This window comes from Paenibacillus sp. lzh-N1 (assembly GCF_002872435.1).
Classification (GTDB): Bacteria; Bacillota; Bacilli; order Paenibacillales; family Paenibacillaceae; genus Paenibacillus; species Paenibacillus polymyxa_C.
Genome location: NZ_CP025696.1, coordinates 2415355 through 2437418, shown reverse-complemented (window position 1 = coordinate 2437418; position 22064 = coordinate 2415355). Strand labels below are relative to the sequence as shown.

Sequence of the window (22064 nt, the reverse complement as noted above, 5' to 3'; positions counted from 1 at the left end):
TACGAGGAGATATATTTAGGGATCGAACATCTTATTTTCATTTTCATTCAAAGATGAAGCGTACGTGGCCGGCATCAACTCAAGGTAAACCAGCTCTGACACTAATCGTACTTTTATTAAGGAATATTAAAAAGAAATGGCACCCAAATCGCTAATAAGCCTCTATCCACTCCTATAGCGCTCACAGCAGCCCTTGAAGAGGAATTAATACATTGGGGCACAAATAAGCCCTTAACGTAACTGGAGCCCTATTATAGGCTCGTTCTCAATGGTTAGAAAAACTCCTCATCATCGCTGCAATACGGTAGCCGAGGAGATGGGCAGTAGTAGGCTAGAGATTGCTCTACAGCTAGTACGCATAAGCTAAACGATGTATCCCTTGCTGTATCCTGGACGTCACCAAAACAGCTACACAGGATAGAATAGCCATTGCTCAACCAGAAGATATATAAGCTTTTATCAAATTGGGAAAACAAAAAAATTCTCTGATCTTTTTAATTAGTCACAGGTTGTGAACATTACAGGATAAACCGTGTTAAAATAGCAAACTATATTTGTGCATAACTATACCTAACTTTAGTAACATCGTGGATAACTTACGTATTCCAGACAGTATATGCGCTTATTTATGTATCGCAGAGCAGATGAAGCCATAAAACTCTAGTGCAGATCCATTTATCCACATGTGTTTAATGAGCAGCAAATAATCTAAATAAAAAAGAACCCTTTCCATAAGGAAAAGGTTCTTCTGTATTCGAAATATTAACGTTTCGAGAACTGTGGTGCACGACGAGCGGCTTTGAGACCGTACTTTTTACGTTCTTTCATACGTGGGTCACGAGTCAAGAATCCTGCTTTTTTCAAAGCTGGACGGAATTCTGGGTCTGCTTTCAACAGAGCACGGGAAATACCGTGGCGGATTGCGCCTGCTTGACCAGAAATACCACCACCATGAGCGATAACGAGTACGTCATAGCTGCCAAGTGTTTCTGTCAGATTCAGTGGTTGTTTTACGATCAGTTTGAGAGTTTCCAAACCGAAATATTCATTAATATCACGCTTATTGATGACAATGCGTCCTTCACCCGGTACGAGACGAACACGAGCTACCGAATGTTTACGACGACCTGTCCCATAGTATTGTACTTGTGCCATGAAACTGTCCTCCCTTTTAATTATCCGCGAAGTTCGTAAACTTCAGGTTTTTGTGCTGCATGTGGATGCTCTGTACCTCTGTAAGCTTTAAGTCTCAGCTTCATTTTGTCGCCTTGACGAGTTTTAGGAAGCATACCGTGAACAGCCAATTCCAACATACGTTCAGGTTTATTCTTAACCATATCTTGTGCAACTGTTACTTTCAGACCACCTGGGTGCAGGGAGTGACGATAGTATTTCTTGTTCTCCATTTTTTTACCGGTCAATACGATTTTCTCCGCATTGATTACAACAACAAAATCACCTGTGTCCACATGTGGTGTAAACTGTGGCTTGTGTTTGCCGCGAATCAACGCAGCCGCTTCGCTTGCCAGACGGCCGAGCGTTTTGCCTTCGGCATCAATGATGTGCCAGTTGCGCTCAACTTCATTTGGCTTCGCCATATACGTAGTACGCATGAAAAGTATCCTCCTTAAGTTCGTTAACAGAAATCATCATTTATCTTCGTTCGTTAAGTTGCTGCATTATTGATGGATTAGATGTTGCTATAAAGTGATTATCTTAATTGGGGCTGTGGGAAAGCCATTAAGAAAACACAACTTTTATATTACAGGATAACCATCAATTCTGCAAGGGAAAAATCAATGTTTTTTGATGTTTTCTTCGTACTCTACATTCCAGAGCGTTAAAGCGTGTCCAACGGCAGTAGGTCCGGCCTTTGAACGGTTTTTTGCTTCCAAAATGGAAGGAATATCATCCGGCGATTTTTTGCCTTCTCCCACTTCCAGCAAAGTCCCCATTATAATCCGAACCATGTGCTGCAAAAATCCGCTACCTGTAATATACGTATGAATAATTCCCTGATCATCCGACCCTGGACGCGAAAAGGAATGGTCTACCGTTATATAGGCTTCGTAAATAGTGCGAACATGGTTCGTCTTTTGGGAACGTCGAGATGCGAACGAAGTATAGTCAAAGGTGCCCACTAAATGAGCCAACCCCTTTTCCATCGCTCTTACATCCAGACTCGTTGGATGATGGGCCTGTGTACGACGGTGAAAGATGTCTGGAAACCGGTTCGCATTTATACTGTACCGATACGTCTTCCGCTTCGCCATGCGGCGTGCATGAAAGGACAGTGGCACCTCTCTCGCATCCGTAACGATGATATCACGAGGCAACCAGGCATTAAGTGCCAGACACCAGCGATGTATCGGAATCGGCGATTCAGTATGAAAATTGAATACCTGCCCGTATGCATGCACACCTGCATCTGTCCGTCCTGAGCCCGTAATTTTCAGACGTTCGCCCGTCAATGAGTATATAGCATTTTCAAGGCAGTCCTGAATAGTGTTGCCACTAGGCTGCGTCTGAAAGCCATCATAGTGGGTTCCATCATAGTTCACCTTCATGCACAAGTTCCGCATGCTTCTCACACCTTTGTAGGGGTATTCTCTGGCCTTACAGGAAATAACCGAACATAACAAAGGAGAAGCCCCTCAAGGACTCCTCCAAGAGAAAAAAAGGGTTGTTCAGAATCAAGCCGATTCTGTCCACCCTTCCCTCATCTTCGCCTGTTTACGCGCGGTCAACCAATTCCAGATATACCATTGGAGCGGCGTCGCCACGACGAGGTCCCAGTTTCAGGATACGAGTGTATCCACCTGGACGCTCATTGTAACGTGTAGCCAATTCGCTAAACAGCTTTTGGATTGCATCCTGCTCACCATCCAAAGTTTCACGGCGAACGAACGCAGCCACTTGACGACGTGCGTGCAGATCTCCTTTTTTCGCTTTGGTGATCAGTTTTTCAGCAATAGAACGAACTTCTTTCGCTTTAGCCTCAGTAGTTTGGATACGCTCATACAAGAACAGATCGGTTACCAAATCACGAAACAAAGCTTTACGGGCACTAGAATTACGGCCCAATTTTTGGTATGCCATGTAGTTTCCCCTCCTTCACAAAAACGTTGCTGTGCTATTCTTCCGTACGAAGTCCTAAACCAAGTTCCTCGAGCTTCTCTTGTACTTCTTCCAAAGATTTGCGACCCAAGTTACGGACCTTCATCATATCTTCTTCAGATTTAGTCGTGAGTTCTTGTACCGTATTGATACCAGCGCGCTTAAGGCAGTTATAGGAACGGACGGAGAGATCCAGCTCTTCGATCGTCATTTCAAGAACTTTTTCTTTTTTGTCTTCTTCTTTTTCGACCATAATTTCTGCATCTTTTGCTTCATCCGTGAGACCCACGAATAGCATCACATGCTCGGTCAAAATTTTGGCTCCAAGGCTCACAGCTTCTTCAGGACGAATAGTTCCGTCAGTCCAAACCTCAAGTGTCAGCTTGTCATAATTCGTAACCTGGCCGACACGCGTATTTTCTACGCCGTAGTTCACGCGTGCAATCGGAGTGTAGATGGAGTCGACGGGAATGACGCCGATCGGCTGGTCATCACGTTTATTCCGATCCTGCTTAACGTAACCGCGACCGCGATTGGCAAAAATACGCATGTGAAGTCTCGAACCCGGTCCGAGCGTTGCAATGTGAAGATCCGGATTAAGAATTTCCACATCACTATCCGCACGGATATCACCTGCCGTTACAACTCCTTCGCCTTCCGCATCGATTTCGAGTACTTTCTCTTCATCTGAGTGGATTTTAAGCGATAAAGCTTTCAAGTTCAGAATGATCTCCGTTACGTCTTCCTTCACACCGGGAACCGTTGCAAACTCGTGCAGAACCCCATCGATCTGAACCGATGTGACTGCTGCCCCCGGTAACGAGGATAACAGAATACGGCGAAGCGAGTTCCCAAGCGTCGTACCGTATCCGCGTTCCAGCGGTTCTACTACGAATTTTCCATAGGTGCCATCATCATTGACGTCAACCGTCTCAATTTTCGGCTTTTCGATTTCTATCACTGCAATATCCCTCCTTCAAAACGTCGCTCCTATATGAAACATTCACCTTATCCATAGTCTATCATGCAGTATACCTAAACATCCATTCTTGGCAGTTTGTGCCGGATCTATACTACACGCAGAGGAGAAATCTCATTAGACGCGACGACGTTTTGGAGGACGGCATCCGTTATGAGGTACCGGAGTTACGTCTTTGATCAGGTTAACTTCCAGACCAGCAGCTTGCAAAGAGCGGATTGCTGCTTCGCGACCTGCACCAGGTCCTTTAACCATGACTTCGACTGTCTTCATGCCGTGTTCCATAGCAGCTTTAGCAGCAGTTTCTGCGGCCATTTGCGCTGCGAATGGAGTAGATTTACGGGAACCACGGAATCCCATGCCGCCTGAGCTGGCCCAAGAGATTGCGTTACCGTGTGGATCTGTGATCGTAACGATCGTGTTGTTGAACGTGGAACGGATGTGTGCCACGCCACTCTCGATATTTTTACGGTCACGGCGTTTTGTGCGTACAACTTTTTTCGGTTTAGCCATTGAATGTTATCCTCCCTTCTTATTTCTTCTTGTTCGCTACAGTCCGACGAGGACCTTTACGGGTACGAGCATTAGTTTTAGTACGTTGTCCGCGAACAGGCAATCCACGACGGTGACGAACACCACGGTAGCAGCCAATCTCAGTCAGACGTTTAATATTCAAGGAAATTTCACGACGCAGATCGCCTTCTACTTTAACTTCTTTGTCGATCGTTTCACGTAATTTGCTCACTTCATCTTCAGTCAAATCACGAACACGCGTGTTTGCACTGATGCCTGTTTCCTTCAAAATTTTCTGAGAAGTCGTCTTACCGATTCCGAAAATGTAAGTCAAGGCGATCTCAACGCGTTTGTCACGTGGCAAATCCACACCAGCTATACGAGCCATTTTACGCTACACCCCCTTCTATTAACCTTGTTTTTGTTTGTGTTTCGGATTTTCGCAAATAACCATTACATTCCCTTTGCGGCGAATGACTTTGCATTTCTCGCAAATAGGTTTTACAGAAGGTCTTACCTTCATGTTGATTACCTCCTCCAAGCTTTACCCTGGTAAAACTCGCTTCGTGAACATTCACATCGTTTTGCCGAGCAAAACAAGTTTTTTTAAATGACATACGTTTAATAAAAACCTGCATGAATTACTTGCGGTACGTTATACGGCCTTTGGTTAAATCGTAAGGCGATAACTGTACAACCACCTTGTCGCCTGTCAAAATACGGATAAAGTGCATCCGCAGCTTTCCGGAAACATGAGCAAGAATTTGATGACCGTTCTCCAGCTCTACCTTGAACGTAGCGTTCGGCAGTGGCTCGATTACCGTACCTTCAACCTCAATGACATCTTCTTTGGCCAAAGTCAGTCTCCTTTCTCTTCAGCTCGGTATTCGGACGAGTCCAGGAAAGTTTTCACTGCATGCCGCAGTTTTCCGTTCGTCACCCGACCGCTTTCGTTTAAACTATTTACAATCTCGCTACTAATCTTTGGCTGAGGCACCAAATGAAGAACATTTTTCTTCTTCGCTTGATCAAACTTTCGTTTATCCCCATCCGCAATATACACAAACCTGCTATCTGCTATTGAAACGACAACCGCAATCTGTCCGGCACCTCTGCCTTTCAGAATCTTCACCAGCTGACCGATTTGCAGGTTTCCTTGCTGATTCATTCCAATCACCTACGCACTCAGTTTCGTGAAAATGTCCATGTCGTCCGCTTCGTCCGTCACCAATTGCTCATAAGGAGCACAAGAGATTACGTTCATCGTAACGACCGTCCAGTTGTCTTCTAGCGTCCCTACAAGGTGAGTACCTATTGGAATCATTGATTCAATAGCCAGCACAATGCCGGTTTTCAGCCTCGGTCCCTGCTCGGAAATACCACGGTTTGGATTCTCAATATATTGCCGAATGGCATGCGACATTGTAAACTGGCGAGTTTTTGTAAGGACATCGCCTTTGTTTAACTTGCGTTTGCCGGGAAATCCGTGCACCAGTTGTTCGTTGACTGAAGCGCAAATGCTAGCAGGAAAACCGTTATAACCTTTAAAAGACGGCACAGCTCCCTGACTGCGAATATACCGATCAGCTAAATGATCAAGTTCACCGGTCGTAATACCGGGCTCGATGTGTCCTGCTAAGAAATGACTCGTTGCCGAATTCATTTTCCTAGCTTTCCTCATAAAGCTTGATTCCGTCCCCGACTTGCAAATGATCATTACAGCTAACCCCGCAACAAGGACACGATATTTTGGGAAACCACATCAATATCCTGTTCTCCGTCAATATGACGCAGAAGATTCTGGTTCTCATAAAACGTGAGGAGTGGTGCTGTTTTATTACTATATTCGTCAAGTCGTGTTCTTACGCTATCTTCGTTATCGTCAGGACGCTGATAGAGTTCACCACCGTCTTTATCGCAAATGCCTTCAACCTTAGGAGGATTAAAGACAATATGATAGCTAGCTCCGCAGCTTTTACAAACTCGCCGTCCTGTGATTCGTGCCAACAAGTTGTCACGATCCACTTTCAGGTTGATGACATCATCCAGCTTCGTGTTCAAACGACCCAAAATTTGATCCAAGGCTTCAGCTTGAGCTAAAGTTCTTGGAAAACCGTCTAGCAAGAAACCTTTCTTGCAATCCGGCTGCTGTAGTCGTTCTTCAACGATACCGATTGTTACATCATCCGGAACAAGTTCACCCTTGTCAATATACTCTTTGGCTTTAATGCCAATAGGTGTTCCCTGTTTCATCGCTAGGCGAAACGCATCACCTGTCGAGATATGAGGAATGCCGAACTCCTTCACAATGACATCTGCTTGTGTACCTTTACCAGCCCCCGGAGGGCCCATGATCAAAATATTCACAATCTGTCACTCCTCAAGACGACCCCTACACAAGAAACAGCACAAAAGGTGCCGGTAAGCATGCGAACATCCTATGCCGGTACCTATTGCCTATTTGTTGATGAAGCCTTTGTAATGGCGTTTGATCAGTTGGCTTTCGATTTGCTTCATCGTATCCAATGCTACACCAATAATGATGAGCAATGAAGTACCGCCAATTTGCACGGAACGAGGCAAGCCCGAAAGCGAACCGAAGAATACCGGCAAAACGGATATGACTGCCAGGAACAAAGCTCCTGTCATTGTCAAACGTGACATTACTCGTGTCAAGTATTTCTCCGTAGCTTTACCTGGGCGAATACCCGGGATATAACCGCCGTTTTTCTTCATGTTGTCGGCCATTTGCTGCGGATTCATCTGTACAAAGGTATAGAAGAATGTGAAACCGATAATCATTACGACATACAAAACCATGCCCAGCGGCTTGTCATAATACAAGTAAGTGGTAATCCACTTAGCCCAAGCATGATCTGCCCAGAAACTCGCAATAATTGTCGGGAATTGCAGCAATGATACCGCAAAGATTACCGGAATAACGCCTGCCGCATTTATTTTCATCGGAATATGCGTATTCTGGCCACCGTACATCTTGTTGCCAACTACACGTTTAGCGTATTGTACTGGAATTTTCCGAATACCTTGTTGGATGTAGATAACACCCACAATAATCAGAACAACCACCAAGGCAATGATAATTGCCTTCAGGATATTCATAAACAGCTGATCTGCTTGAATAAACTGAGATTCTACAATCGTCCGAATATGTCTTGGAATACCTGCCGCGATCCCTGCAAAGATTACAATAGAGATACCATTACCGATTCCCTTTTCGGTAATTTGCTCACCGAGCCACATAAGGAACGTAGTCCCTGCTGTAAGCACAATGGCAATAACCAGATAATCGGCAAAAGTAGCACCTGGAATCATTGCTGCACCGTACAGTCGATTGAAACCAATCGACGTTCCGAATGCTTGGATTAAGCCCAGTATTACAGTACCATACCGTGTAATTTGAGCCAATTTCTTTTTACCATGCTCTCCTTGTTTAGCCCATTCCGCAAGTTTCGGAATCACGTCCATTGACAGCAACTGTACAATGATGGACGCTGTAATATATGGCATAATCCCGAGGGCGAAGATCGAAAACTGATACAACGCGCCCCCTGAGAAGGTGTTAAGGAGTCCAAACAACTCGCTTCCTGCCTGATCCTGAGAAGTAAAGACTTGCTTATTCACACCGGGAACCGGCACGAAGGAGCCAATACGATATACAAAGAGTATAAACAGGGTAAACAGGATTCGGGTTCTAAGATCCTCAACCCGCCATATATTTTTCAGGGTCTTGAACATTAGATCACCTCGGTTTTACCGCCGGCAGCTTCAATTTTCTCTACCGCAGATTGAGAGAACTTGTTCGCTTTAACTGTCAATTTCACAGTGATTTCACCGTTACCCAGAATTTTAATTCCGGATTTCGCATTCTTCACAATACCATTGTTCAGCAAAAACTCAGGGCTTACTTCTGTACCCGCTGCAAAACTGTTCAAATCTTCGATATTCAAAACCGCATACTCTTTACGAGTAGGATTTACGAAACCGCGTTTAGGCAAGCGACGATACAGTGGGTTTTGACCACCCTCGAAGCCCGGACGCACACCACCGCCGGAACGAGCGTTTTGACCCTTATGACCACGACCAGAAGTTTTACCCGTACCGCTACTAGGACCACGACCCAAACGTTTACGTTCTTTGCGGGAGCCTGGAGCTGGGGAAAGCTCATGTAACTTCATCGTTCGTTGCACCTCCTTGATTATTGTTAAAATACTTTATTTCTTAAGCCTCGATTTCTTTAACAGAAACCAAATGGCTAACTTGATTAATCATCCCGCGAATCGCTGCATTGTCGGGTTGAACTACTTTATGGTTGATTTTACGCAAGCCGAGCGTTTTAACAGTCGTTCTCTGAGTACCAGGACGGCCGATCAACGAACGAACGAGGGTAATTTCTAATTTCGCCATGATATTCCCTCCTTAGCCCAGCAGCTCTTCGATGGATTTGCCGCGCAATTTTGCAACATCTTCAGCGCGTTTCAAGCGGGACAAACCTTCCAAAGTCGCATTGACCATATTCATGGAATTCGAAGAACCCAAAGATTTTGTCAAGATATCACCTACACCAGCAAGTTCCAGAACAGCACGAACTGGACCACCAGCGATAACCCCAGTACCTTCCGATGCCGGTTTCAACAGAACCCGGCCAGCACCGAACTTACCTGTAACAAGGTGAGGAATTGTTGTGCCTACGAGTGGAACGTGAACCAGGTTTTTCTTAGCATCTTCAATACCTTTGCGAATCGCATCAGGTACTTCGCCCGCTTTACCGATTCCAGCGCCTACCCAGCCGTTGCCGTCGCCCACTACTACCAGAGCACTGAAGCTAAAACGGCGTCCGCCTTTGACAACTTTAGCTACACGATTAATATTTACTACTCTTTCAGTCAGTTCCAAAGTATTCGGATCTACACGCAAGTCGTTAACCTCCTTTTGAGAAATGTCTTAGAATTCAAGGCCTGCTTCGCGAGCTGCATCAGCCAAAGCTTGAATCCGTCCATGATACAAGTATCCACCACGATCAAATACGATGTTAGCATGGCCTTTTTCTTTCGCACGTTTAGCAACGAGTTCGCCAACCTTACGAGCTGCTTCTACACTACCACCGTTTTTGATTTCGCTGCTCAGCTCTTTATCCATAGTGGATGCAGAAACCAATGTTACACCAGCAACATCATCAATCAGTTGTGCGTAGATATGCTTGGAAGAGCGGAATACGTTCAAACGAGGACGTACAGCCGTACCTTCGATTTTCTTACGTACACGCAGATGTCTTCTGACACGCGCTTTATTTTTATCTTGTTTTGTAATCATCTCAAGTTTTCACTCCCTTCAGTTTGCCTTTTAAAACTTTATACTAAGACGCACTGGGTAAAAAAGAAGTACAAGTCTTTCCAGTAGAAAGACCGCACAAAAGTCGGTAAGAAACTTATTTCTTCTTACCGGCTTTACCTTCTTTACGGATGATGCGCTCGCCTTCGTATTTAATCCCTTTACCTTTGTACGGTTCAGGTTCACGAACGGAACGGATTTTAGCAGCATAGGCACCTACGCGCTCTTTATCAATTCCGCGAACGATGATTTTAGTGTTCGAAGGAACTTCGAATTCGATGCCCGCTTCCGGTGAAATTTCAACCGGATGAGAGTATCCAACGTTCAGAACGATTTTATCTCCGGATTTGCTTGCACGATATCCGACCCCAACCAGCTCCAGAGATTTTGAAAAGCCTTCAGTTACACCACTTACCATGTTATTGACAACGCTGCGGGTTGTTCCATGCAAAGAGCGGTGAAGTTTGTTGTCCGAAGGACGAACTACATTAATTTCATTATTTTCCACAGTAACGGACATGTCTTTATGAAGCTCACGAGTCAATGTTCCTTTAGGACCTTTAACTGTGATCACTGTGTTGTTCAAAGTCACGTCAACACCACTTGGTACTGTGATTGGTTTACGACCAATACGGGACATATCTGTTGCACCTCCTATCTTTTAAACGTTAAATTACCAAACGTAGCAAACCACTTCTCCGCCGGCTTTGGACTGACGTGCTTCTTTGTCGGTCATGATACCTTTGGATGTTGAAATGATTGCGATCCCGAGTCCACCCAGTACGCGTGGAATCTCATTGCTCTTCGTGTAAACGCGAAGACCTGGTTTACTGATTCTTTTCAAACCTGTGATAACACGCTCGTTGTTCGCACCGTATTTCAAGAAAATACGGATGATCCCTTGTTTGCTATCTTCAACAAATTCCGCATCACGAATGAATCCTTCACGTTTCAGGATGTCGGCGATTTGTTTTTTCATTGTAGATGCAGGCATCTCTACTGTTTCGTGGCGAACAGTGTTCGCGTTACGAATACGAGTAAGCATATCTGCAATTGGATCAGACATAGTCATTGTGTATAAACCTCCTTCCCAAACAGGACTTTTTACCAGCTTGCTTTTTTCACGCCAGGAATCTGGCCTTTATAAGCTAATTCACGGAAGCAAATTCTGCAGATCTTAAACTTTTGCAGCACCGAATGTGGACGACCACAACGTTCGCAACGAGTATAAGCACGAACTTTAAACTTTGGTGCGCGTTGTTGTTTGACTTTCATTGAAGTTTTTGCCACTTAGCCTGACACCTCCTAAATAGTTTCGGAGAACAGGGTGTCTTTAAATCAGACGCCCGAAACGTTATGCCAACATTATTTCGCGAAAGGCATGCCCAGCTGAGTCAGAAGCTCACGGGACTCTTCGTCAGTCTTGGCAGTCGTTACGATAACGATATCCATACCACGAACTTTATCAACTTGATCGTACTCGATTTCCGGGAAGATCAACTGTTCTTTCAAGCCAAGCGTGTAGTTACCACGTCCGTCGAAAGCTTTTGTTGATACGCCATGGAAGTCACGTACGCGAGGGAGTGTGATGTTGAACAATTTGTCCAAGAAATAATACATACGCTCGCCACGAAGTGTTACCTTTACACCGATCGGCATGTTTTCACGCAATTTAAAACCTGCAATAGATTTTTTTGCGCGAGTGATAACTGGTTTTTGACCAGCGATCAGCTGCATGTCGTTGAGAGCCGAATCAAGTACTTTGGAGTTTTGGACTGCGTCGCCAACACCCATGTTGATTACAACTTTCTCGATTTTAGGCACTTGCATCACTGTTGTATAGTTGAACTTCTGCATCAAAGCAGGAGTGATTTCTTTCAAGAAACGTTCTTTCATTCTTGTTGTTGCCATGAATCATAGTCCTCCTTTCTTCAAAAAATAATTAGTCGATCACTTCGCCTGAACGTTTTGCAATACGCACTTTTTTTCCGTTGTCCAAAACCTTGTAACCCACACGAGTTACTTTTCCGCTCTTCGGATCAATGTGCATAACGTTGGAAACGTGAATCGGAGCTTCTTTCTCGATGATGCCGCCTTGTGGATTCAGCTGATTAGGCTTTTGGTGTTTTTTAATCATGTTAACACCTTCCACAAGCACACGGTTTTGACGAGGGTAAGCAGCGATAACGCGACCTTTTTTACCTTTATCTTTACCTGTAATCACCAGAACAGTGTCGTCTTTTTTGACGTGCAGCTTGTTGTTATGGGATTCCAGAACTTTTTTCACTTTTGGCATTTCGTACACCTCCTACGGGCACATTTTAAGGTGAATTTAGATCACTTCCGGAGCCAAGGAAACGATTTTCATGAAGTCTTTATCACGAAGTTCGCGAGCAACTGGTCCGAAAATACGAGTACCGCGTGGGCTCTTGTCTTCTTTAACGACCACTGCTGCGTTCTCATCAAATCCGATGTAGGAACCGTCTTTACGGCGGATAGAACGTTTAGTACGAACGACAACCGCTCTTACTACATCACCCTTTTTGACAACGCCGCCTGGTGTTGCTTGTTTTACGGAACAAACGATCAGGTCACCAATTTGAGCTGTACGACGTCCCGTACCACCGAGCACACGGATACACATCAGTTCCTTCGCGCCGGAATTGTCAGCCACAGTCAAACGTGTAAATGGTTGAATCATTTATTTATCCTCCTTTCGGAAAAACTACACTACATTAGATTATAACAGCTTTTTCAACGATTTCGACCAGTCTCCAGTTTTTGTCTTTGGACAAAGGACGAGTTTCCATGATTTTAACAGTATCACCGATTTGTGCAGTGTTGTTTTCATCATGAGCTTTGAATTTTTTAGTCACTTTAATGCGTTTATGGTAGAGATCATGTTTTTTGTAAGTTTCTACAGCAATCACAATCGTTTTATCCATTTTGTCGCTGACTACTTTACCGACTAATACTTTACGGGCATTACGTTCGCTCATTGTTGGCCTCCTTCCTAATTACAGGCGGAATTTCCACCCGGTCTAATATCTTAGCTAATCCCAAGTTCTCTTTCACGGATCACAGTTTTAGCACGAGCAATTTCCTTACGCACAGCACCGATCCGAGTCGGGTTATCAAGCTGACCGGTAGCGAGTTGAAAACGAAGGTTGAAAAGTTCTTCTTTAAAACCAGAGATCTTTTGTTCGATTTCAGCAGTGGTAAGGTTGCGGAATTCACTAGCCTTCATTTGCTTCACCACCCAATTCTTCACGTTTCACAAACTTAGTTTTGATTGGCAGTTTGTGAGCGGCAAGACGCATTGCTTCACGAGCAATCTCTTCCGGTACACCAGCAAGTTCAAACATGATCTTACCTGGTTTCACTACTGCAACCCATTTTTCTACGTTACCTTTACCACTACCCATACGAACCTCAAGAGGCTTTTGAGTAATTGGTTTGTCAGGGAAAATTTTAATCCAAACCTTACCACCACGTTTGATGTAACGAGTCATCGCAATACGAGCAGCTTCGATTTGACGGTTAGTGATCCATGCTGGTTCAGTAGCTTGCAAACCGTACTCACCAAAATTCAGTGTAGTACCGCCTTTTGCACGACCCTTCATGTGACCACGTTGTTGTTTACGATGTTTTACGCGTTTAGGTACCAACATGATTAGTTGCCTCCTTCCTGAGGAGCTTGTTTCTTAGCTGGAGGAAGAACCTCTCCACGATAGATCCATACTTTTACGCCAAGACGGCCATAAGTAGTATGAGCTTCTGCTGTACCGTAGTCGATGTCAGCACGAAGTGTATGCAGTGGAACAGTTCCTTCGCTGTATCCTTCGGAACGAGCGATTTCGGCACCGCCAAGACGTCCGCCTACTTGAGTTTTAATTCCTTTTGCACCGGAACGCATAGTTCTTTGAATTGCTTGTTTCAACGCACGACGGAAAGAAACACGACGTTCCAATTGTTGTGCAATGCTTTCAGCAACAAGAATTGCATCCAGTTCAGGATTTTTAATTTCAGAGATATTGATGTGTACCTTTTTACCGCCTGCGATTTTAGTGATTTCATTACGCAGATTTTCAACTTCGGAACCACCCTTACCGATAACCATACCTGGTTTCGCAGTGTGAATCGTTACGTTGACACGGTTAGCTGCTCTCTCGATTTCAACACGGGATACAGCGGAGTCTTTCAATCTTTTCTTCAGATGCTCACGAATCTTAACGTCTTCCAGCAAAAGATCACCGAAATCTTTGCCTGCATACCATTTGGATTCCCAATCACGGATAATACCGATTCGGAGTCCGACGGGATTTACCTTTTGGCCCACACGTTTTCCCTCCTTATTTTTCAGATACCACCAGAGTAATATGACTGGTGCGTTTATTGATGCGGCTTGCACGACCCATTGCACGCGGGCGGAACCGTTTCATTGTAGGACCTTGGTTTACAAAAACCTCAGACACTACCAATTTATTTACGTCCATAGAGTAGTTGTGATCTGCGTTCGCGATAGCAGAATTCAACAATTTCTCAACGACTGGAGAAGCGGATTTCGGAGTGTGACGAAGAATTGCAATCGCCTCACCTACCTGCTTGCCACGAATCAAATCGATAACAAGTTTCACTTTGCGAGCGGAAATCCGCACGGATTTAGCATGTGCTTTTGCTTCCATTGAGTTACCTCCTCTCAAACACTACGCTGTGTTGATTATCTTCTTGTTTTCTTATCGTCATCCGTATGGCCTTTGTACGTACGCGTTGGAGCGAATTCGCCCAATTTGTGTCCAACCATATCTTCCGTTACGTATACAGGCACGTGTTTACGACCATCATATACACCAAACGTGTGTCCGATAAATTGCGGGAAAATCGTAGAGCGACGGGACCAAGTTTTGATCACGACTTTTTTGTCAGACTCGTTCAAAACCTCTACTTTTTTCAACAGGTAACCATCAATAAATGGTCCTTTTTTGAGACTGCGACCCATTTGTGAATCCTCCCTTCGTTAAAACGTAGTCGTTCTTTAATATGTTAACGTGCGACTTAAGCGCACGTTTTATTACTTAGTACGACGACGAACGATGTACTTATCAGATGCTTTGCCTTTTTTACGTGTCTTGTAACCAAGGGTTGGTTTACCCCATGGAGACATTGGAGATTTACGTCCGATTGGAGCGCGACCTTCACCACCACCGTGTGGGTGATCGTTAGGGTTCATAACAACACCGCGAACTTCAGGACGTTGTCCCAACCAACGACTACGACCAGCTTTACCGATCTTAACAAGTTCGTGGTCTTCGTTACCAACAGATCCAATTGTAGCACGGCAAACTTTCAGAATGCGACGCACTTCACCAGAGGTCAAACGAATTGTAACATACTTCTCTTCTTTACCAAGAAGTTGGGCTTCCGTACCAGCAGCACGAACAAGTTGGCCACCTTTACCCGGTTTCAATTCGATATTGTGGATAACCGTACCTACTGGAATGTTTTCCAATGGCAAGGAGTTACCGATTTTAATGTCGGAGTCCGGACCGGATACCACTACATCTCCTACTTTCAGACCTTTAGGAGCGATGATGTAACGTTTTTCACCATCCACATAGTGGATAAGTGCGATGTTGGACGTACGGTTTGGATCATATTCGATCGTAGCAACGCGGCCCGGTATTCCATCTTTGTTACGTTTGAAGTCAATAATACGGTATTTACGTTTGTGTCCGCCGCCATGATGACGAACTGTAATTTTACCTTGGTTATTACGTCCAGCTTGCTTGCTCAGAGGTGCCAGCAACGATTTCTCGGGCTGATTTGTTGTGATCTCCTCGAAAGTAGATACAGACATTGCACGTCTGGCCGGGGACGTCGGTTTATACTTTTTAATTGGCACTGAGTTTCCCTCCTTACTTTACAGATTCAATTATACTGTTTCAAAAAACTCAAGCGGCTTACTGTCTTTGCTCAGCGTTACGAACGCTTTTTTCCACTCGCTCGTATAGCCGGAATGACGACCGTAGCGTTTTGGTTTCGCAGGCACACGAAGTGTATTAACGTTACTTACTTTCACGTTAAAAATCGCTTCGATTGCTTTTTTAACTTCGACTTTATTGGAACGAATGTCAACTTCGAAAACATATTTCAAGTCATTCATCATACCAGCCGTACGTTCGGTGATAATCGGACGTTTGATAATATCACGAGGATCCTTCATTACGCGAGCACCTCCTCTACCTTCTGAACTGCTTCCTTCGTAATGATCAGTTTGTCGTGTCCGAGCACATCAAGAACATTAATGCCGTCTGCGGCTACAAACTTCACACCAGGAATATTACGAGCGGACAGTGCTACATTGTCATCATAGCTAGGAGCTACAATCAATGCTTTACGATCAGCTTTAAGGTTATTCAAAATGGCTGCGAATTCTTTCGTTTTAGGTCCGTTCAGTGTAAGAGCGTCCAATACGATGATTTCATTCTCAATCACTTTGGATGACAGTGCCGATTTGATCGCCAGACGACGAACTTTTTTAGGCAATTTGTAAGCATAGCTGCGTGGAGTCGGACCGAATACAGTACCGCCACCAACCCATTGTGGTGCACGAATTGAACCTTGACGAGCGCGACCAGTACCTTTTTGTTTCCAAGGTTTACGTCCGCCGCCACGTACTTCAGAACGTCCTTTTACTTTGTGAGTACCTTGACGCAGGGAAGCCAATTGCATAACAACAGCGTCATGAAGAACGTGTTTATTCGGTTCGATACCGAACACTGCATCGTTCAATTCAATTTCGCCAACTTGGCTGCCGCTAATATTAAATAGTGCTACTTTTGGCATTTTGTGTTCCTCCTTTCCTCAGTTGATTATTTTTTCACCGTTTCTAATACTTTAACGAAGCTGTTTTTAGGTCCTGGAATGGAACCTTTCACGAGCAATACATTACGTTCTGTATCGATCTTAACAACTTCAAGGCGTTGAATCGTTACCGTTTCATGCCCCATGTGTCCTGGCAAGTGTTTACCTTTAGGAACGCGGTTAGCTTGAATGGAACCCATAGAACCTGGACCTCTGTGGTAACGCGAGCCGTGTGCCATTGGTCCGCGGCTTTGTCCCCAACGTTTGATAACGCCGGCAAAACCTTTACCTTTAGAAATACCTGTTACGTCAACGAATTCGCCTTCTGTGAAGACATCAGCCTTCAGTTCTTGGCCAACCTCGTACGCAGCAAGGTCGATACCACGAAGTTCACGAACGTAGCGCTTAGGTGCAGTATTTGCTTTTTTAGCATGCCCTGCTTCAGGTTTGTTGGATCTTTTTTCTTTTTTATCAGAGAATCCGAGTTGGATAGCTTCGTATCCATCGTTTTCCAGATCTTTCTTTTGCAGAACAACACAAGGACCAGCTTCGATAACCGTAACAGCAAGTACGTTACCTTCAGGGGTAAACACTTGAGTCATTCCGAGTTTTTTTCCTAAGATACCTTTCATGTTGACACCTCTTTTCTTTTCCTGATTACATATTACAATTTAATTTCGATATCTACACCGGACGGCAGATCCAAGCGCATCAAGGCATCCACAGTTTGTGGAGTCGGATTAACAATGTCGATCAAACGCTTGTGTGTGCGCATTTCGAATTGTTCCCGAGAATCCTTGTACTTGTGTACCGCACGGAGAATAGTAATGATTTGTTTTTCAGTTGGCAGCGGAATTGGTCCGGAAACACCTGCACCCGAACGTTTAGCTGTTTCAACAATTTTCTCAGCGGATTGATCAAGAATTCTATGATCGTAAGCTTTCAAACGAATACGAATTTTTTGCTTTGCCATTTTAGTCCCTCCTTCTATCGCCCAATTTGGTATCGGACATACTCCGTGAAAATTTTCCGACAGCCCTCCCATGGCAAAGGGGCCGGGTGTGTCAGTAACCTCTCACATCATCGCACAGTCACAAACAACATTAGTTATTATATCGAATACTTCTGCCTATTGCAAGCAAAAACGTAAAAAAACAATGCATCTTATTTTCAAAGATAACAATTGTGCTCGTAGCTTGCAATTTTCCTCAAGAGAAAAGCCCCCACACCATGGCAGGGGCTCGTTTTACTTCGTTCCAATACGATGTTACTCGTTCCAGTACAATGTTGCTATATTCAAGGCTCGTAGCCTTATTATTTGGAGATTGTCGCTACAGCGCCCGCACCAACTGTACGTCCACCTTCACGAATGGAGAACTTAGTTCCTTCTTCAATCGCGATTGGGCTGATCAGTTGAACAGTAACCGTAATGTTATCACCAGGCATTACCATTTCGGAACCTTCTGGCAAAGTAATGATACCAGTTACGTCAGTTGTACGGAAGTAGAACTGTGGACGGTAACCAGTGAAGAAAGGTTTGTGACGTCCGCCTTCTTCTTTAGTCAAAACGTAGATTTGAGCAGAGAATTCTGTATGTGGGTTAACAGAACCTGGTTTAGCCAATACTTGGCCACGCTCGATTTGTGCACGATCTACACCGCGAAGCAGTGCGCCGATGTTGTCACCAGCTTGAGCGGAGTCAAGCAATTTACGGAACATTTCTACGCCTGTTACTACGGATTTACGGGATTCTTCTTGAATACCGATGATTTCGATTTCGTCGCCCACTTTAACAGTACCACGCTCTACACGGCCTGTAGCAACTGTACCACGACCAGTGATGGAGAATACGTCCTCGACAGGCATAAGGAAAGGCTTGTCAGTGTCGCGTTCTGGAGTTGGGATGTAAGTGTCGATTGTTTCGAACATTTCAACGATTTTCTTAGCCCAGTCGCCATCTGGGTTTTGCAGTGCTTCACGAGCGGAACCACGAGTGATTGGAGTGTCGTCGCCTGGGAAGTCATACTCGCTCAGCAAGTCGCGAACTTCCATTTCAACCAATTCCAGCAACTCTTCGTCTTCAACCATGTCGCATTTGTTCAGGAATACAACGATGTATGGAACACCTACTTGACGGGACAAGAGGATGTGTTCGCGAGTTTGCGGCATAGGACCGTCAGCTGCGGATACAACCAGAATCGCTCCGTCCATTTGTGCAGCGCCAGTGATCATGTTTTTAACATAGTCGGCGTGACCTGGGCAGTCAACGTGTGCATAGTGACGGTTAGGCGTTTCGTATTCCACGTGTGCAGTGGAGATTGTGATACCGCGTTCGCGCTCTTCTGGAGCTTTATCGATTTGATCGAATGCTACAGCAGCACCACCGTAAGTTTTGGAAAGTACAGTTGTGATTGCAGCAGTCAAAGTTGTTTTACCATGATCGACGTGACCAATTGTACCGATATTAACGTGCGGTTTGTTACGTTCAAACTTAGCCTTTGCCATTTGAACAATTCCTCCTCAATAACATGTTTTATTTTTAGGCTGTCGGAAACCTCTTGGAAAAACCTAGAGTATCCGATCAGCTAATACACTGTATTACTCGCCGCCTTTGGTTTTGGCAACGATCTCTTCAGCAATGCTCTTCGGAACTTCTTCATAGTGATGAAGCTCCATGGAGAACACACCGCGTCCTTGTGTACCGGAACGAAGTGTAGTGGAATATCCAAACATTTCGGACAATGGAACCATTGCACGAATAATTTGGGCACCACCACGGGAATCCATACCTTCAATCCGACCACGACGGGAGTTCAGCATACCCATTACGTCACCCATGTATTCCTCTGGAACCGTTACTTCAACTTTCATAATCGGTTCAAGCAATACAGGTTTACATTTGTCTTTCGCTGCTTTCAGCGCCATTGAACCGGCAATTTTAAATGCCATTTCATTGGAATCGACATCATGGTATGATCCATCCACAATTGTAGCTTTAACGTCCACAAGCGGGAAGCCTGCAAGGACACCGTTTTTCATTTGCTCTTCAATACCAGCAAGTGCAGGTCCGATGTATTCTCTTGGAACAGAGCCACCGACAACCTTGCTTTCAAACTGGCTACCAGTACCTGCTTCGAGTGGTTCGAACTCAACCCATACGTGACCATATTGACCACGACCACCGGATTGACGAACAAACTTACCTTCAACACGTGCTGGAGCACGGAATGTTTCACGGTATGCTACCTGCGGTTTACCAACATTGGTTTCCACTTTGAACTCACGACGCATACGGTCAATGATAATGTCCAAGTGAAGCTCACCCATACCTGCCAAGATAGTTTGGCCAGTTTCTTCGTTAGTAGAAGCGCGAAGAGTTGGATCTTCTTCAGTCAACTTACCGAGTGCAACTGCCATCTTGTCTTGGTCAGCTTTGGTTTTAGGCTCAACCGCGATTTCGATAACCGGATCAGGGAAGTTCATGGATTCGAGAATAACAGGATTCTTCTCATCACACAGTGTATCACCTGTACCTGTATCTTTCAAACCTACGGCTGCCGCAATGTCACCGGAGTAAACTTCAGTGATTTCTTGACGGCTATTCGCGTGCATTTGAAGAATACGTCCGATACGTTCACGTTTGCCTTTTGTTGCATTCAATACGTAAGAACCGGATTGAAGAACACCGGAATATACGCGGAAGAATGTCAATTTACCAACGTAAGGGTCCGTCATAATTTTGAAGGCCAATGCGGAGAAAGGCTCTTCATCAGAAGAATGACGTTCAACTTCCGTTCCATCTTCCAGATGACCTTGAATACTTGGTACATCAATAGGAGCTGGCAGGTAATCAACAACAGCGTCCAGCATCAACTGAACACCTTTGTTACGGTAGGAAGATCCACAGATAACTGGGAAGATCTTAACTTCTACAACACCTTTGCGGAGAGCGGCTTTAATTTCTTCAACCGTGATCTCTTCGCCTTCAAGGTATTTCATAGTCAAATCTTCATCCAGTTCGGCAACCTTCTCAATCAATTCGTTGCGGAGTTCTTCGACTTTGTCTTTGTATTCCGCAGGAATTTCGGTTTCTTCGATATTTTGACCAAGGTCATCTTTGTACATATAAGCCTTTTGCCCAACGATATCGATGATACCTAAAAAGTCATTTTCTGCACCGATTGGAAGTTGAATCGCAACTGCGTTCGCTTGAAGGCGATCACGCATATCTGCTACAACGTTCAAGAAGTCGGCACCAATAATGTCCATTTTGTTTACATATGCGATCCGTGGAACGCCATAGCGATCAGCCTGTCTCCATACAGTTTCAGACTGAGGCTCAACGCCTTCTTTCGCACTGAAAACACCAACTGCTCCGTCCAATACACGAAGGGAACGTTCAACTTCAACAGTGAAGTCAACGTGCCCCGGGGTGTCAATGATATTGACGCGGTGACCTTTCCAGGCAGCGGTCGTCGCAGCGGAAGTAATCGTGATTCCGCGCTCTTGTTCTTGTTCCATCCAGTCCATTGTCGCAGCACCTTCGTGAACTTCACCGATTTTGTGCGTACGGCCTGTGTAGAACAAGATCCGCTCTGTTGTTGTGGTTTTACCCGCGTCAATATGAGCCATGATCCCGATATTACGTGTATTTTTCAAGGAGAACTCTCTTGCCATGAAATGGGTCTCCCTTCAAAATTGAAGTTATTTTTTTGAGCTGAATCCTACCAACGATAGTGAGCAAACGCTTTGTTCGCTTCAGCCATTTTGTGCGTGTCTTCACGTTTCTTCACGGAAGCGCCTGTGTTGTTGGAAGCATCGATAATCTCAGCCGCCAAACGCTCTTCCATAGTTTTCTCGCCGCGGTTGCGGGAGTAGTTCACGAGCCAACGTAATCCCAGGGACGTACGTCTTTCTGGTTTTACCTCGATTGGTACTTGGTAGTTGGCACCGCCGACACGGCGTGCTTTAACTTCCAGGACTGGCATGATATTCTTGATAGCTGCTTCAAATACTTCCATCGGGTCATTACCCGTACGTTCTTGGATAAGCTTGAACGCATTATACAGAATGCTTTGAGCAACGCCTCGTTTTCCGTCGAGCATGATGCGGTTGATCAAGCGAGTAACCAACTTGCTGTTGTATACCGGATCTGGCAACACGTCTCTTTTGGTAACTGGACCTTTGCGTGGCATGGATATCCCCCTTTCTTACATGTTAAACCTGCATATGCGGTTTATAT

General features: G+C 44.9%; 37 protein-coding genes. All 37 read right to left on the bottom strand.

The window, feature by feature from the left end; all coding sequences use genetic code 11:
* Positions 1-762 precede the first annotated feature (762 nt).
* Positions 763-1155, bottom strand: coding sequence for a 30S ribosomal protein S9 (rpsI, locus tag C0638_RS11065; RefSeq protein WP_013373250.1), 393 nt, complete (start codon positions 1153-1155; stop codon positions 763-765).
* 20 nt (positions 1156-1175) lie between these two features.
* The gene (gene rplM / locus C0638_RS11060) at positions 1176-1613 is read right to left on the bottom strand and encodes a 50S ribosomal protein L13 (protein WP_013373251.1); all 438 of its coding nucleotides are present in this window, start codon (positions 1611-1613) and stop codon (positions 1176-1178) included.
* 183 nt (positions 1614-1796) lie between these two features.
* On the bottom strand, positions 1797-2582 hold the full coding sequence (truA, locus tag C0638_RS11055; protein WP_025365929.1) for a tRNA pseudouridine(38-40) synthase TruA: 786 nt from the start codon (positions 2580-2582) through the stop codon (positions 1797-1799).
* A 151-nt stretch (positions 2583-2733) separates the two neighbouring features.
* The gene (gene rplQ, locus C0638_RS11050) at positions 2734-3099 is read right to left on the bottom strand and encodes a 50S ribosomal protein L17 (RefSeq protein ID WP_013373253.1); all 366 of its coding nucleotides are present in this window, start codon (positions 3097-3099) and stop codon (positions 2734-2736) included.
* A gap of 34 nt (positions 3100-3133) precedes the next feature.
* The gene (locus tag C0638_RS11045) at positions 3134-4078 is read right to left on the bottom strand and encodes a DNA-directed RNA polymerase subunit alpha (protein ID WP_013373254.1); all 945 of its coding nucleotides are present in this window, start codon (positions 4076-4078) and stop codon (positions 3134-3136) included.
* A gap of 135 nt (positions 4079-4213) precedes the next feature.
* Entirely contained in the window at positions 4214-4609 is a 396-nt protein-coding gene (gene rpsK / locus C0638_RS11040) for a 30S ribosomal protein S11 (RefSeq protein WP_007432559.1), read from the bottom strand.
* A gap of 19 nt (positions 4610-4628) precedes the next feature.
* On the bottom strand, positions 4629-4997 hold the full coding sequence (gene rpsM, locus C0638_RS11035) for a 30S ribosomal protein S13 (protein WP_007432560.1): 369 nt from the start codon (positions 4995-4997) through the stop codon (positions 4629-4631).
* A gap of 21 nt (positions 4998-5018) precedes the next feature.
* On the bottom strand, positions 5019-5132 hold the full coding sequence (rpmJ, locus tag C0638_RS11030) for a 50S ribosomal protein L36 (RefSeq protein ID WP_003333770.1): 114 nt from the start codon (positions 5130-5132) through the stop codon (positions 5019-5021).
* Positions 5133-5250: 118 nt separating this feature from the next.
* Positions 5251-5466, bottom strand: a complete 216-nt coding sequence (gene infA, locus C0638_RS11025) for a translation initiation factor IF-1 (RefSeq protein ID WP_006212898.1) — start codon at positions 5464-5466, stop codon at positions 5251-5253.
* A 2-nt stretch (positions 5467-5468) separates the two neighbouring features.
* Complete coding sequence (locus C0638_RS11020; protein ID WP_058712133.1) at positions 5469-5777, bottom strand: KOW domain-containing RNA-binding protein; 309 nt, start codon at positions 5775-5777, stop codon at positions 5469-5471.
* A gap of 9 nt (positions 5778-5786) precedes the next feature.
* Entirely contained in the window at positions 5787-6326 is a 540-nt protein-coding gene (locus tag C0638_RS11015) for a M24 family metallopeptidase (protein ID WP_040102792.1), read from the bottom strand.
* A 5-nt stretch (positions 6327-6331) separates the two neighbouring features.
* The gene (locus tag C0638_RS11010) at positions 6332-6976 is read right to left on the bottom strand and encodes an adenylate kinase (protein WP_013373258.1); all 645 of its coding nucleotides are present in this window, start codon (positions 6974-6976) and stop codon (positions 6332-6334) included.
* A gap of 90 nt (positions 6977-7066) precedes the next feature.
* On the bottom strand, positions 7067-8365 hold the full coding sequence (gene secY, locus C0638_RS11005; RefSeq protein ID WP_013373259.1) for a preprotein translocase subunit SecY: 1299 nt from the start codon (positions 8363-8365) through the stop codon (positions 7067-7069).
* The gene (gene rplO / locus C0638_RS11000; RefSeq protein WP_013312149.1) at positions 8365-8805 is read right to left on the bottom strand and encodes a 50S ribosomal protein L15; all 441 of its coding nucleotides are present in this window, start codon (positions 8803-8805) and stop codon (positions 8365-8367) included. Before rplO ends, secY begins: the two co-directional genes overlap by 1 nt.
* Before the next feature lie 43 nt (positions 8806-8848).
* Positions 8849-9034 (bottom strand): 50S ribosomal protein L30, encoded by a 186-nt coding sequence (gene rpmD, locus C0638_RS10995; protein ID WP_013373260.1) that lies wholly within the window; start codon positions 9032-9034, stop codon positions 8849-8851.
* 12 nt (positions 9035-9046) lie between these two features.
* Positions 9047-9544, bottom strand: a complete 498-nt coding sequence (gene rpsE, locus C0638_RS10990) for a 30S ribosomal protein S5 (RefSeq protein ID WP_013373261.1) — start codon at positions 9542-9544, stop codon at positions 9047-9049.
* A 27-nt stretch (positions 9545-9571) separates the two neighbouring features.
* Positions 9572-9940 carry a 50S ribosomal protein L18 gene (gene rplR / locus C0638_RS10985; RefSeq protein WP_007432568.1) on the bottom strand — a complete coding sequence of 123 codons (369 nt, stop codon included), beginning with the start codon at positions 9938-9940 and terminating at the stop codon, positions 9572-9574.
* 115 nt (positions 9941-10055) lie between these two features.
* Positions 10056-10598: a 50S ribosomal protein L6 gene (rplF, locus tag C0638_RS10980; protein WP_013373263.1), complete on the bottom strand. Its 543-nt coding sequence runs from the start codon at positions 10596-10598 to the stop codon at positions 10056-10058.
* 33 nt (positions 10599-10631) lie between these two features.
* The gene (rpsH, locus tag C0638_RS10975; protein ID WP_007432570.1) at positions 10632-11030 is read right to left on the bottom strand and encodes a 30S ribosomal protein S8; all 399 of its coding nucleotides are present in this window, start codon (positions 11028-11030) and stop codon (positions 10632-10634) included.
* 32 nt (positions 11031-11062) lie between these two features.
* Entirely contained in the window at positions 11063-11248 is a 186-nt protein-coding gene (locus C0638_RS10970) for a type Z 30S ribosomal protein S14 (protein WP_010348808.1), read from the bottom strand.
* 75 nt (positions 11249-11323) lie between these two features.
* Complete coding sequence (gene rplE, locus C0638_RS10965) at positions 11324-11869, bottom strand: 50S ribosomal protein L5 (RefSeq protein ID WP_007432571.1); 546 nt, start codon at positions 11867-11869, stop codon at positions 11324-11326.
* Between the two features lie 31 nt (positions 11870-11900).
* The gene (gene rplX / locus C0638_RS10960; RefSeq protein ID WP_013312155.1) at positions 11901-12254 is read right to left on the bottom strand and encodes a 50S ribosomal protein L24; all 354 of its coding nucleotides are present in this window, start codon (positions 12252-12254) and stop codon (positions 11901-11903) included.
* Positions 12255-12290: 36 nt separating this feature from the next.
* A complete protein-coding gene (rplN, locus tag C0638_RS10955) occupies positions 12291-12659 on the bottom strand; it encodes a 50S ribosomal protein L14 (protein WP_007432573.1) in 369 nt (122 codons plus the stop codon).
* Between the two features lie 34 nt (positions 12660-12693).
* Positions 12694-12957, bottom strand: coding sequence for a 30S ribosomal protein S17 (gene rpsQ / locus C0638_RS10950; protein WP_007432574.1), 264 nt, complete (start codon positions 12955-12957; stop codon positions 12694-12696).
* 50 nt (positions 12958-13007) lie between these two features.
* Positions 13008-13205 (bottom strand): 50S ribosomal protein L29, encoded by a 198-nt coding sequence (gene rpmC / locus C0638_RS10945; protein WP_007432575.1) that lies wholly within the window; start codon positions 13203-13205, stop codon positions 13008-13010.
* Positions 13195-13629, bottom strand: a complete 435-nt coding sequence (gene rplP, locus C0638_RS10940) for a 50S ribosomal protein L16 (protein ID WP_007432576.1) — start codon at positions 13627-13629, stop codon at positions 13195-13197. Before rplP ends, rpmC begins: the two co-directional genes overlap by 11 nt.
* A gap of 2 nt (positions 13630-13631) precedes the next feature.
* Positions 13632-14297, bottom strand: coding sequence for a 30S ribosomal protein S3 (gene rpsC, locus C0638_RS10935; protein WP_007432577.1), 666 nt, complete (start codon positions 14295-14297; stop codon positions 13632-13634).
* A 13-nt stretch (positions 14298-14310) separates the two neighbouring features.
* Positions 14311-14643, bottom strand: a complete 333-nt coding sequence (gene rplV, locus C0638_RS10930) for a 50S ribosomal protein L22 (protein ID WP_007432578.1) — start codon at positions 14641-14643, stop codon at positions 14311-14313.
* Between the two features lie 35 nt (positions 14644-14678).
* Positions 14679-14957 carry a 30S ribosomal protein S19 gene (rpsS, locus tag C0638_RS10925; RefSeq protein ID WP_007432579.1) on the bottom strand — a complete coding sequence of 93 codons (279 nt, stop codon included), beginning with the start codon at positions 14955-14957 and terminating at the stop codon, positions 14679-14681.
* 72 nt (positions 14958-15029) lie between these two features.
* Positions 15030-15860 (bottom strand): 50S ribosomal protein L2, encoded by an 831-nt coding sequence (gene rplB, locus C0638_RS10920; RefSeq protein ID WP_016818651.1) that lies wholly within the window; start codon positions 15858-15860, stop codon positions 15030-15032.
* Between the two features lie 30 nt (positions 15861-15890).
* Positions 15891-16181, bottom strand: coding sequence for a 50S ribosomal protein L23 (gene rplW / locus C0638_RS10915; RefSeq protein ID WP_013373266.1), 291 nt, complete (start codon positions 16179-16181; stop codon positions 15891-15893).
* Positions 16181-16804 (bottom strand): 50S ribosomal protein L4, encoded by a 624-nt coding sequence (gene rplD, locus C0638_RS10910; protein ID WP_013312160.1) that lies wholly within the window; start codon positions 16802-16804, stop codon positions 16181-16183. Before rplD ends, rplW begins: the two co-directional genes overlap by 1 nt.
* Before the next feature lie 26 nt (positions 16805-16830).
* Positions 16831-17454, bottom strand: a complete 624-nt coding sequence (rplC, locus tag C0638_RS10905; RefSeq protein WP_013312161.1) for a 50S ribosomal protein L3 — start codon at positions 17452-17454, stop codon at positions 16831-16833.
* A 32-nt stretch (positions 17455-17486) separates the two neighbouring features.
* Entirely contained in the window at positions 17487-17795 is a 309-nt protein-coding gene (gene rpsJ / locus C0638_RS10900) for a 30S ribosomal protein S10 (protein ID WP_005544556.1), read from the bottom strand.
* Between the two features lie 341 nt (positions 17796-18136).
* Complete coding sequence (gene tuf, locus C0638_RS10895) at positions 18137-19327, bottom strand: elongation factor Tu (RefSeq protein WP_013373267.1); 1191 nt, start codon at positions 19325-19327, stop codon at positions 18137-18139.
* Between the two features lie 93 nt (positions 19328-19420).
* Entirely contained in the window at positions 19421-21499 is a 2079-nt protein-coding gene (gene fusA / locus C0638_RS10890; protein WP_016324746.1) for an elongation factor G, read from the bottom strand.
* Between the two features lie 47 nt (positions 21500-21546).
* Positions 21547-22017: a 30S ribosomal protein S7 gene (gene rpsG / locus C0638_RS10885; RefSeq protein WP_007432586.1), complete on the bottom strand. Its 471-nt coding sequence runs from the start codon at positions 22015-22017 to the stop codon at positions 21547-21549.
* Positions 22018-22064: the final 47 nt, after the last annotated feature.

Bases quoted from the DNA above. Each gene is read 5' to 3' on its own strand.
- rpsI (WP_013373250.1), bottom strand. From the start codon at position 1,155: ATGGCACAAGTACAATACTATGGGACAGGTCGTCGTAAACATTCGGTA.
- rplM (WP_013373251.1), bottom strand. From the start codon at position 1,613: ATGCGTACTACGTATATGGCGAAGCCAAATGAAGTTGAGCGCAACTGG.
- truA (WP_025365929.1), bottom strand. From the start codon at position 2,582: ATGCGGAACTTGTGCATGAAGGTGAACTATGATGGAACCCACTATGAT.
- rplQ (WP_013373253.1), bottom strand. From the start codon at position 3,099: ATGGCATACCAAAAATTGGGCCGTAATTCTAGTGCCCGTAAAGCTTTG.
- rpsK (WP_007432559.1), bottom strand. From the start codon at position 4,609: ATGGCTAAACCGAAAAAAGTTGTACGCACAAAACGCCGTGACCGTAAA.
- rpsM (WP_007432560.1), bottom strand. From the start codon at position 4,997: ATGGCTCGTATAGCTGGTGTGGATTTGCCACGTGACAAACGCGTTGAG.
- rpmJ (WP_003333770.1), bottom strand. From the start codon at position 5,132: ATGAAGGTAAGACCTTCTGTAAAACCTATTTGCGAGAAATGCAAAGTC.
- C0638_RS11020 (WP_058712133.1), bottom strand. From the start codon at position 5,777: ATGAATCAGCAAGGAAACCTGCAAATCGGTCAGCTGGTGAAGATTCTG.
- C0638_RS11015 (WP_040102792.1), bottom strand. From the start codon at position 6,326: ATGATCATTTGCAAGTCGGGGACGGAATCAAGCTTTATGAGGAAAGCT.
- secY (WP_013373259.1), bottom strand. From the start codon at position 8,365: ATGTTCAAGACCCTGAAAAATATATGGCGGGTTGAGGATCTTAGAACC.
- rplO (WP_013312149.1), bottom strand. From the start codon at position 8,805: ATGAAGTTACATGAGCTTTCCCCAGCTCCAGGCTCCCGCAAAGAACGT.
- rpmD (WP_013373260.1), bottom strand. From the start codon at position 9,034: ATGGCGAAATTAGAAATTACCCTCGTTCGTTCGTTGATCGGCCGTCCT.
- rplR (WP_007432568.1), bottom strand. From the start codon at position 9,940: ATGATTACAAAACAAGATAAAAATAAAGCGCGTGTCAGAAGACATCTG.
- rplF (WP_013373263.1), bottom strand. From the start codon at position 10,598: ATGTCCCGTATTGGTCGTAAACCAATCACAGTACCAAGTGGTGTTGAC.
- rpsH (WP_007432570.1), bottom strand. From the start codon at position 11,030: ATGACTATGTCTGATCCAATTGCAGATATGCTTACTCGTATTCGTAAC.
- rplE (WP_007432571.1), bottom strand. From the start codon at position 11,869: ATGGCAACAACAAGAATGAAAGAACGTTTCTTGAAAGAAATCACTCCT.
- rplX (WP_013312155.1), bottom strand. From the start codon at position 12,254: ATGCCAAAAGTGAAAAAAGTTCTGGAATCCCATAACAACAAGCTGCAC.
- rplN (WP_007432573.1), bottom strand. From the start codon at position 12,659: ATGATTCAACCATTTACACGTTTGACTGTGGCTGACAATTCCGGCGCG.
- rpsQ (WP_007432574.1), bottom strand. From the start codon at position 12,957: ATGAGCGAACGTAATGCCCGTAAAGTATTAGTCGGTAAAGTAGTCAGC.
- rpmC (WP_007432575.1), bottom strand. From the start codon at position 13,205: ATGAAGGCTAGTGAATTCCGCAACCTTACCACTGCTGAAATCGAACAA.
- rplP (WP_007432576.1), bottom strand. From the start codon at position 13,629: ATGTTGGTACCTAAACGCGTAAAACATCGTAAACAACAACGTGGTCAC.
- rplV (WP_007432578.1), bottom strand. From the start codon at position 14,643: ATGGAAGCAAAAGCACATGCTAAATCCGTGCGGATTTCCGCTCGCAAA.
- rpsS (WP_007432579.1), bottom strand. From the start codon at position 14,957: ATGGGTCGCAGTCTCAAAAAAGGACCATTTATTGATGGTTACCTGTTG.
- rplW (WP_013373266.1), bottom strand. From the start codon at position 16,181: ATGAAGGATCCTCGTGATATTATCAAACGTCCGATTATCACCGAACGT.
- rplD (WP_013312160.1), bottom strand. From the start codon at position 16,804: ATGCCAAAAGTAGCACTATTTAATATTAGCGGCAGCCAAGTTGGCGAA.
- rplC (WP_013312161.1), bottom strand. From the start codon at position 17,454: ATGAAAGGTATCTTAGGAAAAAAACTCGGAATGACTCAAGTGTTTACC.
- rpsJ (WP_005544556.1), bottom strand. From the start codon at position 17,795: ATGGCAAAGCAAAAAATTCGTATTCGTTTGAAAGCTTACGATCATAGA.
- tuf (WP_013373267.1), bottom strand. From the start codon at position 19,327: ATGGCAAAGGCTAAGTTTGAACGTAACAAACCGCACGTTAATATCGGT.
- fusA (WP_016324746.1), bottom strand. From the start codon at position 21,499: ATGGCAAGAGAGTTCTCCTTGAAAAATACACGTAATATCGGGATCATG.
- rpsG (WP_007432586.1), bottom strand. From the start codon at position 22,017: ATGCCACGCAAAGGTCCAGTTACCAAAAGAGACGTGTTGCCAGATCCG.